Here is a 12377-nt window from a genome sequence, read left to right as displayed (position 1 = left end):
GGTGCTTGGCCGCGAACTGGCGCGTCAGGGTGGCCGCCGGGACGTGTCGGGGCCAGCCGGCCATGCCGTCACCATATCGTGGAGCGTCACTTTCCGAATCGATAGTGGGCGACGCCCCATTCATTCCCTCCGCGATAACCGAACAGCTCCGCGCACGCCATCCAGAAGATGCGCCAGCGCTGCGCCCAGCGGCGTGCGTGCTCCGCGCCGTGCGCGGCAGCCAGCACCTCGAGCACGGCTTCCCGATGGTCGTCCTGGTTGGCCAACCAGTGGTTGGCGGTGCGCTGGTAGTGAGTGCCGGACAGCAGCCAGCGTTGTTCGAGGTGGAGGTCGCGCTGCATGTGAACGAGGGTTTCGGCCGATGGCATCAGGCCGCCGGTGAAGAAGTGGCGGGCCATCCAGTCGTCCCGGCCGGCATCCTCGAAGGGATAGACGAGTGTGCGATGGCAGAAGACATGGACGAACAGGCTGCCATCGTCCTCCAGCCACCCGGCGATGCGGCGAAGCAGCCCGGCGTGGTTGCGTACGTGTTCGAACATCTCGATCGAGACGACGCGGTCGTAGGGCCCTTCGAGCGCGAGGGTGTTGACGTCCCGGGTCAGGATCTCGATGTTCGCCAGTCCACGCTTATGCGCCTGCGCCATGATGTACTCGCGCTGTCCGCTTGAATTGGACACGCCGGTGATGGATGCGTTGCGGAAGCGCTCGGCCATCCACAGCGTCAGCGACCCCCAGCCGCAGCCCAGTTCGAGGATGCGCTGGCCATCGGCCAGTGCCGCGCGTTCCCCGTAGAGCGAAAGCATCGCCTCTTCCGCCTGGTCCAGCGATTCATCGCCCCTGGGGTAGTAGCAGCTGCTGTACTTGAGCCGCTTGCCCAGGCACAGCTCGAAGAACCGGGCAGGCACTTCGTAGTGCTGCTGGTTGGCGGCTTCGGTTTCGACGGCGATCGGACTTTCGCGCAATTGCAACATCAGCATGCGGGCACGCATGTCGGCACCCTCGATATCCCCTGAATGCTCGTCGTGCAGCCGCTTCGCGCAGAGCTTGCGAATACCGGCGCGGATCGCCGCGTCAGGAAGCAGGCCGCGTTCGGCCAGGTCGATCAGGGACATGGGTACCTCAGTGGCTATGACCGCGAGAACCGGACCCGGATCGAGGCGGCCAGGGAATGAAGGGGCTCACTTCACGCTGGTAACGCGCGTAGTCCTCGCCGCGACTGCGCAGCGCGTTCTGCTCCGTCCAGGGGATCCCGCTGACGCGGTACAGGAACGCGAGCATGACCACGGGGCCCAGCCAGCTCAGTGCCCAATGCGGGGAGTGGACGGCCAACAGGACATAGGTGAACCAGTGCAGCCATTCGAAGAAGTAATTGGGGTGGCGCGACCAGGCCCAGAAACCGCTGCGGCAGGTCTTGCCCTGGTTCGCGGGATCGGCACGGTGTTCCGCCAATTGCGCGTCGGCGAGCGCTTCGCCACCGACCGCGGCCAGCCAGACCAGGATCGCGGCGATGGCCCACGCATCGGCATTGCTCTGCGTGCTGCTGGCCGCGGCGAAGAACGGCAGCGCGAACAGCGCGACCACGACCGCCTGCGCCTGGAAGAACACGAAGAACCTCGCCGGACTGCCCTGCCAGCGTTCGCGCAGCGCGCGGTAGCGCCCGTCCTCGGCCTCGTGCATGACGCGATTGAGCAGGTACAGGCACAAGCGCGCGCCCCAGACCGCCCCGGCCAGCGCGGTGAGCGTGCGCGGCAGGATGGCGCCATCGGCCAGCAGGCCGGAGAGGAGGGCCGCCACTGCCATCAACCCGGCCCAGGCGACGTCGACGTAACCGACGTTCCTGACACGGATGGCGAAAGCCCAGACCGCCGCCATCACGATCGCGCTCAATGCCCACACCAACGCCGCGAACACCCAGGGACTCATGCGCCTCCTCCCTACTCGATACGACAACGATAACCGGGGCGCGCGAAGAGCATCTGCACATCGCCGATCGATCGCTCGAGGAACCCGCCCTCGCAGTAGCACAGGTAGAACCGCCACAGCCGGAGGAAGCGTTCGTCGTAGCCCAGTGCGCGTACCTGATCGTGAGCGTCCTCGAACCTCCGGCGCCATTCGCGCAGGGTCAGCGCATAGCTGTCGCCGATCTCCTGCAGGTGGAGCAACCCCAGGTCGCTGTGGCCGGCCATGGCCCCGAGCATGGCGCTGGTGGACGGGATGAAGCTCCCGGGGAAGACGTGGCGCTTGATGAAGTCGACCTCCCGCAAGGCGCGGCGATAGCGATGGTCCTCGATGGTGATCGCCTGCACCAGCGCCAGCCCGTCGGGTTTCAGCAACCCGGAAAGCTGGGCGAAGTAGGTGGGCAGCTGCGCGGCGCCGACGGCCTCGACCATCTCGATCGAGACCACCTTGTCGTATTGGCCCCCGAGGTCGCGATAGTCGTCGAGCAGCACGGTGATCCGATCGGACAAGCCGGCCGCCGCGACGCGACTTTGCGCGAAATCCCGTTGTTCGGCCGACAGAGTCGTGGTCGTGACCCGGCAGCCGTGGCGGGTGGCCGCGTGGATCGCGAAGCCGCCCCAGCCGGTACCGATTTCGAGCACGTGGTCTCCGGGTTGGAGCTGGAGCCTGGCGCAGATCGTCTCGAGCTTGCGCAACGACGCCTGCTCCAGTGTCTCGTCGGCCGATGCGAAGATCGCCGAGGAGTACATCATGTCTGGCGACAGGAAGAGTTCGAACAGGGGATTGCCAAGGTCGTAATGCGCGGAGATATTCCTGCGGCTCCCGCCGCGCCGTGAGTTCGGGCGCAGGGCGTGCCAGCCACGCAGCAGCCAGCCCGCGAAACGGGCGAAGCCGGACTCCATGGCGTCGAGCCGTTCGCGGTTGCGAACCAGCAGGCGGACCAGCGAGACCAGGTCGTCGCAGTCCCACAAGCCGTCGAAGTAGGCCTCGCCGGCGCCGACGCTGCCGCCCAACGCGACGCGCCGGTAGAACGCCTCGTCATGGACGGTCAGTGTCGCGCACAAGGGCGCGTCGCCGTCCGCATGGCCGAGCAGGGTGGTGCCGTGGACGTCCCGGACCACAAGGGTTCCGCCATGCAAGTCGTCGAGCAGGTCGAGGATCCGCCTGCGCCAGAAGCCGCCCACCTGCCGGTCGGCGGGCCTTGCACGCGCGAGATCCCGCGGTCTGGAGTTCATGGGTGCGTCACCGAGTCGGGGTGGGGTTGGAAGGGCGTGCGCTTGAGCCAGAGCCGCAGCGCCTGCCAATAGATGGCCGCCACCACCTGGGTGCACATGGCGGGGTAACGCAGCAGGGCGCGGGCCAGGTTGGGTCCGTCCAATGGTCGGCGTTGCAGCGTCAGCGTGGCGTCGAACTCACGCGACGTCCCGTCGCGGACTTCCATGTGCACGCGCAGGTCGTCGCCCGGGACGCTGAAGCGCCAGGCGTACGCCCGCCGCATCGGCATGAATGGCGAGACGTGGAAGCGCTTGTCGAAGTCCCAGCGCAGCATGCCGTGACGATGCACGGCGCCGGCGACGGGCAGCACGTAGGCGTGGCGTTCGTTCCACGGCGTGTTGGTGATGTCCGCCATGATCCATTCCAGCGTGGCGCCATCCTCGCGGAAACCGTAATAGAGCGCGACGGGATTGAAGCACTGGCCGAGATAGCGCAGGTGCGCCAGCATCCGGATCGGTCCGGTCGGCCGCGTCCCGGTGCATGCAGCGACGGTATCGCGCAAGGCGCTGTCCAGGGGCGTCGCGGGATCCCCGTGGAAATCGCCGCGCCGGAACGACGCGACGTTGCCGCGCCCGACCGACCACAACCAGCGTTCGGCGAAGACCTGGTCGAGCTCGGAGAGGTCCAAATAGGGCTGGAACATGCGATAGCGGAAGGCGTGCGGCCGCGGGAGGTGCCTGCGGTGGCGGACGACTCCCTGGTACAGCGCGCTGGCGACGGATGCGGTCATGCGGCCTGCCCGGCCTGGTGTCGCTGGAGCAGGCCGTCGGCGGCCGCGTAGCCGCTGCGCAGGCCGTCTTCATGGAAGCCGTATCCGCACCAGGCGCCCGCGAACCAGATGCGGTCGCGGCCACTGATGCCCGGGATGCCCGCCTGCGCGGCGACGCTTGCGTGCGAGTGGACGGGGTGGCGGTAGCGCGCGCGGGCCAGGACCTTGCCCGCATCGATATCCGCACTTCGATTGAGGGTTGCCACGATGGGCTGTTTCGAGCGGATCGATTGCAGGATGTTCATGCAGTAGCTGACGGTGCAGGCCTCGCTGCGGTCGACCGGAACGAAGGCATTCCATGCCGCCCAGGCCCTGCGGCGCCTGGGCAGGAGGCGTGCATCGGTATGCAGCACCATGTCGTTGTCCTGGTAGGCGATCGCGCCGAGCACGGCGCGCTCCCCGGGAGTCGGTGTCTCCAGCAGGGCCAGGGCGTCGTCGCCATGGCAGGCGAGTACGACCTCGTCGAAGCGTTCGCTTCCATTGGCGCATTGCACGAAGACATGGCCCCCGGCGTGCCTGGCCACGCGTTCGACCCGCGTGCGCAGCCGGACGTCGACCCGCCAGCGGGATTGCAGGGCTTCCACGTAACGCATCGACCCCCCGGACACGACACGCCATTGCGGCCTGCCCTCGACCTGCAACATCTGGTGTTGCTGCATGAAGCACACCAGGTACTTGGCGGGGAAGTCGAGTACCGCCGATGCCGGCGAAGACCACAGGGCGGAGGCCATGGGCACCAGGTGGTCGTCGACGAAGGCGTCGCCGTAGCGATTGGCCGCCACGTATTCACCCAGGCTGGGCCCTCCCCCCGGCAGTTCGAGTAGTGCCGGGGCTTGCCGGTAGAAACGGCGGATGTCGCGGAGCATGCCCCAGAACCGCGGCGAGGCGACGTTGCGGCGTTGGGCGAACAGTCCATCGAGGTTCGTGGCGTTGTATTCCAGCCCATTGCAGGCGTCCTGCACCGAGAAACTCATGGTGGTCGGCCGGGTCGCGACCCCCAGTGACTCGAACAGTGCGGTCAGCAGCGGGTAGTGGGCGTGGTTGAACACGATGAACCCGGTGTCGACGGCGTGGCGGCGGCCGTCCAGCTTGATGTCGTGGGTGTGGACATGTCCGCCGAGCCGGTCCGAGGATTCGAACAGGACGACGTCGTGGGCGGTCGACAACCGCCACGCGGCACCGAGTCCGGCGATGCCGCTGCCGACGACCGCAATGCGTCGACGCGGGTTCAAGGGCGGCCTGCGCGAGGATGGGCCCGGCGTGCATCGACCAGGTGCGCAGGCATTGTCTTGAGGTCCCAGACCAGGCCGAAGGCCGACATCAGTTTCAGCAGGTACCAGGACAGGTCGACCTCCCACCAGCGCACCCCTTGCCGCGCCGAACCGGGGAAATGGTGGTGGTTGTTGTGCCAGCCTTCGCCGAAGGTCAGCAGGGCGAGCAGGGCGTTGTTGCGGCTGTCGTCCCGGGTTGCGTAGCGACGGGTGCCCCACTGGTGGGCAAGCGAGTTGATCGAGACGGCGACATGGAACAGCACGACCGTCGAGACGAAGAAGCCCCAGACCAACAGCTGCGGACCGCTGGTCCCGAGCGACGGATGGGCGTGCCCCAGCCAGGCGCCGAGCGCATACAGTGCGGCGGCGTAGATCACAGGGACGACGACGTCGTACCGATCGAGCCAGCGAAGTTCCGGGTACTTCGCCAGATCGGGTACCGCGGCCTCGTCGGTGCGGAACGCGCCCCGGGCCATGAACCAGCCCATGTGGCTGCGGAAGAAGCCCAGGTGGCGCGGCGAGTGCACGTCCTGCTCCGTATCGGCATGCCGGTGGTGGTGGCGGTGGTGCGCCGCCCACCACAACGGTCCCCGCTGCACGCAGCTGGCGCCGAGCAGGCCGAACGCGAACTGCATCGCGCGCGACGTGTGGAAGGTCTTGTGCGAAAAGTAGCGGTGGTTGAACGCGGTGATGGCAAACATGCGCAGCGCGTAGGACGCGAGCGCGACCCACAGGGCGGTGGCCGACACGCCCACCCACAACACGCCGATGCAGGCCAGGTGCATCCCGATGAAGGGGGCGACGCGCAGCCAGTCGATGCGGTCGTCGTGCGCCGGCACGGGTGCCGCATGGCGGGTATCGAACCACCGCAGCAGGGCTGCGATGGCGGGAGGCGGGTTGCTCGCGGCGGGAGGCGACGCGTTCGCTGGGGTCTCGCTCATGGGTGGGCATCTCGGTGCGCGACGGGGGCTGCGACGAACCATCCGCGGGCGGGCCGCGGGCATTCGGTCAAGCCCAGTTACGGAACCCGCCGAGTCGCGGATGCGCGATGATGGCGCCGACGCGGCGGGGTTGCCGCGGGGAACTGCAGGCATGCGCCAACGGAATCCATCGTCCGGCCCACGGTACGGCCTTGCCCGCGTGCTGAGCAAACAGGGCCTGTGCTCCCGCACGGTCGCGACCCGATGGGTGCTCGCTGGCCGGGTCGCCGTGCATGGTCGCGTGGTCCTCAATCCGGAATTCCCGGTCCCCGCGCAGGACCTGGGCAGCGTGAGCATCGACGGACGTGCGCTGCGCCCGCCTGAAGGTGTGTACCTCATGCTCAACAAGCCGCGCGGCCTGGTGACCACGACGACGGACGAGCAAGGCCGCGAGACGGTCTACCGCTGCTTCGATGGCGCCGGGCTGGGCTGGATCGCGCCGGTGGGCCGACTCGACAAGGCCAGCGAAGGCCTTCTGCTGTTCACCAACGACCCCGGGTGGGCGGCACGCATCACCGACCCGGCTACCGGCCCGCACAAGCGCTACCACGTCCAGGTCGATGAGCTGCCCGACGCCGCCGTGTTGCGCACGCTGGAAACCGGAGTCGACTGCGACGGCGAGCGCTTGCAGGCCACGGGCGCCCGGCTGTTGCGCAGCGGTGGTCGCAATGCATGGCTTGAAATCGTGCTGGCGGAGGGGCGAAATCGCCAGATTCGCCGCCTGATGGCTGCCTGTGGGCTACGCGTGCTACGCCTGGTGCGTGTCGCCATCGGCGACCTCGCCCTGGGCCAGCTCGGCAAGGGACAGTGGCGACGGCTGGAGGCGGCCGAGATTACACTTCTGGCCGGCATCGACTGGAGTCCGCCAGCCGCATGACAGCCACGATCACGGTACGCCGCGCCGAGCCCGAAGATTATCCGGCCGTCAGGCGGATCTACGACGCCCCGCTCGCGCAGGCCGATACGTTGCAGCTGCCGTTCCCGTCGCTGGATCTCTGGCGCGCGCGCATGCAGTCGGTCGACGGCAATAGCCACCTGCTGGTGGCCGAGTGCGGCGACGAGCTGGTGGGACAGCTCGGCTTGCAGGTCTCGACCAATCCGCGCCGCCGCCATGTCGGCGACCTCGGCATGGGCGTCCGCGACGACTGGCGGGGCCGTGGCGTGGGCACCGCCTTGCTCGAGGCCGCGCTGGTGCTGGCCGACGGTTGGCTGCAGCTGCGGCGCATCGAGCTGCAGGTCTATGCGCGCAATGCCGCAGCCATCGCCTTGTACGAGAAGCACGGGTTCGAACAGGAGGGCCTGCTCCGAGACTATGCCTATCGCGACGGCACCTACGTCGACGCGCTGGCGATGGCCCGGGTGCGTGGCTGAGCGGCTGCGGGAATTCCCGATTCAGGTCTCGAGCACGCCCAGTTCACGGCCGATGCGCGTGAACGCATCGATGGCACGGTCGAGGTGCTCGCGGGTGTGGGCGGCGGAGACCTGGGTGCGGATTCGCGCCTGCTCCTTCGGCACCACCGGGAAGAAGAATCCGATGGCATAGATGCCTTCCTCCAGCAGGCGCTTGGCGAACTGCTGCGCCAGCTTCGCGTCGTACAGCATCACCGGGCAGATCGGATGCGTGCCGGGCTTGAGGTCGAAGCCTGCCGCGGCCATCTTCTCGCGGAAGTAGGCGGTGTTGCCTGCGAGTCGTTCACGCAGTTCTCCCGCGGCATCGAGCATCTCGAACGCCTTGATCCCCGCCGCGACCACGTGGGGCGGCAGCGAATTGGAGAACAGGTAGGGTCGCGACCGCTGGCGCAGCAGTTCGACCACCTCGGCCTTGGCCGTGGTGAACCCGCCCAGCGCGCCGCCCATCGCCTTGCCCAGCGTGCCGGTGACGATGTCGATGCGCTCGAGCACGCCCTTGACCTCGGCCGAGCCGCGCCCGGTCTTGCCCAGGAATCCGGTGGCATGGCACTCGTCGATGTGCACCAGTGCACCGTACTTCGCGGCCAGCGCGGTGATCTCGTCCAGAGGCGCGATGAAGCCGTCCATCGAGAACACGCCGTCGGTGGAGATCAGCTTGGTGCGGGCGCCGGCGGCGTCGGCAGCCTGCAGCTGCTTTTCCAGGTCGCCCATGTCGCAGTTCGCGTAACGGAAGCGCTTCGCCTTGCACAGGCGCACGCCGTCGATGATCGAGGCGTGGTTGAGGGCGTCGGAAATGATCGCGTCCTCCTCGCCGAGCAGCGGTTCGTACAAGCCCCCGTTGGCATCGAAGCAGGCGGCATACAGGATCGTGTCCTCCATGCCGAAGAAGTCCGCGATGGTCTTCTCGAGCTGCTTGTGCAGGTCCTGGGTGCCGCAGATGAAGCGGACCGAGGCCATGCCGAAGCCATGGGTGTCGAGCGCGCGCTTGGCCTCGGCGATGATGTCGGGATGGTCGGCCAGGCCGAGGTAGTTGTTGGCGCAGAAGTTCAGCACCGTGCGCCCGTCGGCAAGGGTGATCTCTGCCGACTGCGGGCCGGTGATGATGCGTTCGGCCTTGAACAGTCCGGCGTCGCGGATCTCGTCGAGGGTGTCGGCGTAGCGGTCGGTCAGGGACATGGCAACTCCGTCAGATTGGTTCCGGTCGCAGTCGATCGCGGCTTGCCGCCGCCGGCTTCCGGACCCGGCAAGGGTGGGCGCACCCATGCCGTCCGGCCGGCCATCGCGGTGGCAGGGGTGATTCCTAGTTCCAGCTGAGCACGACTTTCCCCGACTTGCCCGACTCCATCAGGTCGAAACCCTTCTGGAACTCGTCGGCGGGGAGCTGGTGGCTGAGCACCTTGTGCAGCGGGAACCCGTCCAGCACCAGCTGCGTCATCTTGTACCAGGTCTCGTACATGCGCCGGCCGTAGATGCCGTGCAGGGTCAGCCCCTTGAAGATGATGCGGTCCCAGTCCACGCCCGCACCCTTGGGCAGCAGGCCGAGCAGGGCGATCTTGCCGCCGTGGTACATGCAGTCGAGCATGTCGTTGAAGGCATGTGGGTTGCCGCTCATCTCCAGGCCCACGTCGAAGCCTTCCATGTGCAGGTCCGCCATCACGTCCTTGACACTGGTGTTGGTGACGTTGACCACCCGGGTGGCGCCCATGTCGGCGGCGAGCTTTAGGCGGTAGTCGTTGATGTCGGTGACCACCACGTTGCGCGCGCCGATGTGCTTGCAGATGCCGGCGGCCATGACGCCGATCGGGCCGGCGCCGGTGATCAACACGTCCTCGCCAACCACGTCGAACTCCAGCGCGCAGTGCGCGGCATTGCCGTAGGGGTCGAAGAAGGCGGCGAGTTCGCTGGGGATCTGGTCGGGGATCGGCCACAGGTTGCTGGCCGGCATCACCACGTACTCGGCGAAGGCACCGTTGCGATTGACGCCGATGCCGACGGTATTGGGGCACAGGTGCTGCCGGCCCGCACGGCAGTTCCGGCAGTGGCCGCAGACGATATGGCCTTCGGCCGAGACACGCTGGCCCACCGAGTAACCGGTGACGCCGGGGCCGAGTTCGCTGATGCGTCCCACGAACTCGTGGCCGATGACCAAGCCGGGCTCGATGGTGCGCTGGCTCCACTCGTCCCACAGGTAGATGTGCAGGTCAGTGCCGCAGATCGCGGTCTTCTCGAGCTTGATCAGCACCTCGTTGGGGCCCGGCTCCGGAACCGGGACCTGTTCCATCCAGATGCCCTTGGTGGCTTCGCGCTTGACCAGCGCCTTCATCATTCGGCCCATGTGGGGACATCCGTAGGTGGGGGTTGCGGGGCCCCGAATTATACGCGGGGGCCGCCGTGCCTCATGGCACCCGGTTCGGCGGGTTCCCGGCGGCGGGACGATCCGCATCGACGCCCCGATGAATGCGACCGCAGCGGCGCCGACGTTAGACTGGCCCACCCGACACATGCGGAGTCATTCGATGCGCCTGACCGTCCTCACCGCCGCGATCGCGTTGGCGACCGCGTCCGCCCTGCCCATGGCATCCGCCGGCGAGGGCATGTGGGTGCCGCAGCAGCTGCCCGAGCTGGCCAAGCCGATGAAGCAGGCCGGCCTGAAGCTCAAGCCCGAACAGCTGGCGGACCTCACCGGCGATCCCTTGGGGGCGGTGGTCTCGCTGGGCGGCTGCACCGCGAGCTTCGTCTCGCCGCAGGGGCTGGTGGCGACCAACCACCACTGCGCCTATGGCGCCATCCAGCTCAATTCGACCCCCGAGAAGAACCTGATGCGCGACGGCTTCAACGCCGCGACGCCGGCCGCGGAGATCCCGGCCGGCCCGAATGCGCGCATCTACGTGCTCGAGTCGATCCAGGACGTCACCGGCGAGGTGCGCGATGCGATCGCCGCGGCACCCGACGCGCTCGGCCGTACGGCGGCCCTGGACGCGGCTGAGAAACGACTGGTGGCGGGTTGCGAAGCGGTCGAGGGCTATCGCTGCCGCCTGTACAGCTTTTCCGGCGGCAATACCTATCGGCTGTTCCGCAACATCGAGATCAAGGACGTTCGCCTGGCCTACGCACCGCCGGGCAGCGTCGGCAACTATGGCGGCGAAGTCGACAACTGGTCGTGGCCGCGGCACACCGGCGACTTCGCGTTCTACCGCGCCTACGTCGGCCCGGACGGCAAGCCGGCTGCATTCGCGCCAGGCAACGTTCCCTACAAGCCCAAGCGCTGGTTGAAGCTCGCCGACAAGCCGCTGCGCGAGGGTGACTTCGTGATGATCGCCGGTTATCCCGGCAACACCAGTCGCTACGCCTTGAGCCGCGAATTCACCAATACCGTCGAGTGGTCGTATCCGACGATCAGCCGCCATTACAAGGCCCTGGTGGCGCTGGTCGAGGCGGAAGCCAAGGCCGATCCGGAAATCGAGGTGAAGTACGCCAGCACCGTGCGCGGCTGGGAGAACGTGCTCAAGAACTACGACAACCAGCTGGCCGGGTTCGAGCGCATCGGCGCCGTCGCCGGGAAGCGGGCGCAGGAGCGCGCCGTCCTCGACTGGCTGGCGGGGCGTGGCGCGGACGGGCAAGCCGCGGTCGCGGCACACGCCCGGCTCGAAGGCCTGCTGGACGAGGAACGCGCCACCAGGGAGCGGGACCTGGTCATGGCCCAGTTCGGCAATACCGGCCTGGTGTCGGCGGCCACCACGCTGTACCGGCTCGCCATCGAGCGTGCCAAGCCCGATGCCGCGCGCGAGCAGGGTTACCAGGAGCGGGACCTGTCGACCATCGAAGGCAGCCTGCGCCAGATGGAGCGTCGCTACGTGCCGGCCATGGATCGCAAGCTGCAGCGCTACTGGATCGACCAGTACCTGCAGCTGCCGAAGCCGCAACGGGTCGCGGAGATCGACAAATGGCTCGGTGGCGACAGCAGCAAGGCCGTCGAGGTCGCACTCAACCGGCTGGGGCGCAGCGAACTGGTCGAGCCGGATGCGCGCATGAAGTGGTTCGCGGCCGATCGCGCCGCGTTCGAGAAGAGCAAGGATCCCGCGATCCGTTACGCCGTGGCGGTGATGCCGACGCTGCTCGAACTCGAACGCCAGCGCAAGGTCCGTGCCGGCGAGGCGCTCGCCGCGCGCCCGGTGTTCCTGCAGGCAGTGGCCGACTACAAGCGCAGCCAGGGCGAGTTCGTGTATCCCAACGCGAACTCGTCGCTGCGGATCACGTTCGGCAACGTCAAGCCCTACACCAGGCTGGACGGAAATCGGCAGCATGCGTTCACCCGGCTCGAGCAGGTCGCCGCCAAGCACACGGGGCAACCGCCGTTCGATGCCCCGCAGGCCCTGCTCGATGCCGTGGCAGCGAAGGCGTACGGCGGCCTCGCGGATCGGCGCCTGGGCACGGTGCCGGTCAACTTCCTGTCCGACCTGGACATCACCGGCGGCAACTCCGGGTCACCGGTCATGGATGCACGGGGCGAGCTGGTGGGATTGGCGTTCGACATGAACGCCGAGGCCGTGGTGTCGAACTGGATGTTCGATCCCGACATGACCCGCGTGATCTCGGTGGACCAGCGCTACATGCGCTGGATCATGCAGGAAGTCTTCCCCGCCCCGCAGCTGCTGCGGGAAATGGGCGTGGCGCCGAAGCGTTGACGGTGGCTTGCCTGCGAAGGGTGGCGGG

General features: G+C 67.7%; 11 protein-coding genes. 3 read left to right on the top strand and 8 right to left on the bottom strand.

Features of this window, described 5'->3' with window-relative positions; translation table 11 throughout:
• Positions 1 to 86 precede the first annotated feature (86 nt).
• Genes ABD970_RS11565 through ABD970_RS11540 form a run of 6 tightly spaced genes read right to left on the bottom strand, consistent with a single transcriptional unit; the run spans position 87 to position 6215 of the window.
• Entirely contained in the window at positions 87 to 1112 is a 1026-nt protein-coding gene (locus ABD970_RS11565; protein ID WP_345295615.1) for an SAM-dependent methyltransferase, read from the bottom strand.
• A gap of 7 nt (positions 1113 to 1119) precedes the next feature.
• The gene (locus ABD970_RS11560; RefSeq protein WP_345295614.1) at positions 1120 to 1923 is read right to left on the bottom strand and encodes a DUF1295 domain-containing protein; all 804 of its coding nucleotides are present in this window, start codon (positions 1921 to 1923) and stop codon (positions 1120 to 1122) included.
• A gap of 11 nt (positions 1924 to 1934) precedes the next feature.
• Positions 1935 to 3194, bottom strand: coding sequence for a class I SAM-dependent methyltransferase (locus tag ABD970_RS11555; RefSeq protein WP_345295613.1), 1260 nt, complete (start codon positions 3192 to 3194; stop codon positions 1935 to 1937).
• Positions 3191 to 3964, bottom strand: a complete 774-nt coding sequence (locus ABD970_RS11550) for a DUF1365 domain-containing protein (RefSeq protein ID WP_345295612.1) — start codon at positions 3962 to 3964, stop codon at positions 3191 to 3193. Before ABD970_RS11550 ends, ABD970_RS11555 begins: the two co-directional genes overlap by 4 nt.
• Entirely contained in the window at positions 3961 to 5235 is a 1275-nt protein-coding gene (locus ABD970_RS11545) for an NAD(P)/FAD-dependent oxidoreductase (RefSeq protein ID WP_345295611.1), read from the bottom strand. Before ABD970_RS11545 ends, ABD970_RS11550 begins: the two co-directional genes overlap by 4 nt.
• The gene (locus tag ABD970_RS11540) at positions 5232 to 6215 is read right to left on the bottom strand and encodes an acyl-CoA desaturase (protein ID WP_345295610.1); all 984 of its coding nucleotides are present in this window, start codon (positions 6213 to 6215) and stop codon (positions 5232 to 5234) included. The genes ABD970_RS11545 and ABD970_RS11540 overlap by 4 nt, the downstream gene beginning before the upstream one ends.
• 100 nt (positions 6216 to 6315) lie before the next feature.
• On the opposite strand from ABD970_RS11540, the gene ABD970_RS11535 reads away from it, so the two are divergent.
• Both ABD970_RS11535 and ABD970_RS11530 read left to right on the top strand, forming a co-directional pair.
• Positions 6316 to 7131, top strand: a complete 816-nt coding sequence (locus ABD970_RS11535; RefSeq protein WP_425563090.1) for a pseudouridine synthase — start codon at positions 6316 to 6318, stop codon at positions 7129 to 7131.
• A complete protein-coding gene (locus ABD970_RS11530; RefSeq protein WP_345295608.1) occupies positions 7128 to 7625 on the top strand; it encodes a GNAT family N-acetyltransferase in 498 nt (165 codons plus the stop codon). Before ABD970_RS11535 ends, ABD970_RS11530 begins: the two co-directional genes overlap by 4 nt.
• Before the next feature lie 21 nt (positions 7626 to 7646).
• On the opposite strand, the gene kbl is transcribed toward ABD970_RS11530, so the two are convergent.
• Entirely contained in the window at positions 7647 to 8840 is a 1194-nt protein-coding gene (gene kbl / locus ABD970_RS11525; protein WP_345295607.1) for a glycine C-acetyltransferase, read from the bottom strand.
• Between the two features lie 124 nt (positions 8841 to 8964).
• Complete coding sequence (tdh, locus tag ABD970_RS11520; RefSeq protein WP_345295606.1) at positions 8965 to 9999, bottom strand: L-threonine 3-dehydrogenase; 1035 nt, start codon at positions 9997 to 9999, stop codon at positions 8965 to 8967.
• A gap of 181 nt (positions 10000 to 10180) precedes the next feature.
• On the opposite strand from tdh, the gene ABD970_RS11515 reads away from it, so the two are divergent.
• Entirely contained in the window at positions 10181 to 12349 is a 2169-nt protein-coding gene (locus ABD970_RS11515) for a S46 family peptidase (protein WP_345295605.1), read from the top strand.
• The last annotated feature ends 28 nt before the right edge of the window (positions 12350 to 12377 follow it).

Source organism: Luteimonas vadosa, assembly GCF_039543545.1.
Lineage (GTDB): Bacteria > Pseudomonadota > Gammaproteobacteria > Xanthomonadales > Xanthomonadaceae > Luteimonas > Luteimonas vadosa.
The sequence above is the reverse complement of the archived record's forward strand: the minus strand, read 5'-3'. Positions and strand labels throughout refer to the sequence as shown.

What these genes read in the sequence shown, in the direction of transcription:
- ABD970_RS11565 (WP_345295615.1), bottom strand. Translation starts at nt 1,112, where the DNA reads ATGTCCCTGATCGACCTGGCCGAACGCGGCCTGCTTCCTGACGCGGCG.
- ABD970_RS11560 (WP_345295614.1), bottom strand. Translation starts at nt 1,923, where the DNA reads ATGAGTCCCTGGGTGTTCGCGGCGTTGGTGTGGGCATTGAGCGCGATC.
- ABD970_RS11555 (WP_345295613.1), bottom strand. Translation starts at nt 3,194, where the DNA reads ATGAACTCCAGACCGCGGGATCTCGCGCGTGCAAGGCCCGCCGACCGG.
- ABD970_RS11550 (WP_345295612.1), bottom strand. Translation starts at nt 3,964, where the DNA reads ATGACCGCATCCGTCGCCAGCGCGCTGTACCAGGGAGTCGTCCGCCAC.
- ABD970_RS11540 (WP_345295610.1), bottom strand. Translation starts at nt 6,215, where the DNA reads ATGAGCGAGACCCCAGCGAACGCGTCGCCTCCCGCCGCGAGCAACCCG.
- ABD970_RS11535 (WP_425563090.1), top strand. Translation starts at nt 6,316, where the DNA reads ATGCGCGATGATGGCGCCGACGCGGCGGGGTTGCCGCGGGGAACTGCA.
- ABD970_RS11530 (WP_345295608.1), top strand. Translation starts at nt 7,128, where the DNA reads ATGACAGCCACGATCACGGTACGCCGCGCCGAGCCCGAAGATTATCCG.
- kbl (WP_345295607.1), bottom strand. Translation starts at nt 8,840, where the DNA reads ATGTCCCTGACCGACCGCTACGCCGACACCCTCGACGAGATCCGCGAC.
- tdh (WP_345295606.1), bottom strand. Translation starts at nt 9,999, where the DNA reads ATGGGCCGAATGATGAAGGCGCTGGTCAAGCGCGAAGCCACCAAGGGC.
- ABD970_RS11515 (WP_345295605.1), top strand. Translation starts at nt 10,181, where the DNA reads ATGCGCCTGACCGTCCTCACCGCCGCGATCGCGTTGGCGACCGCGTCC.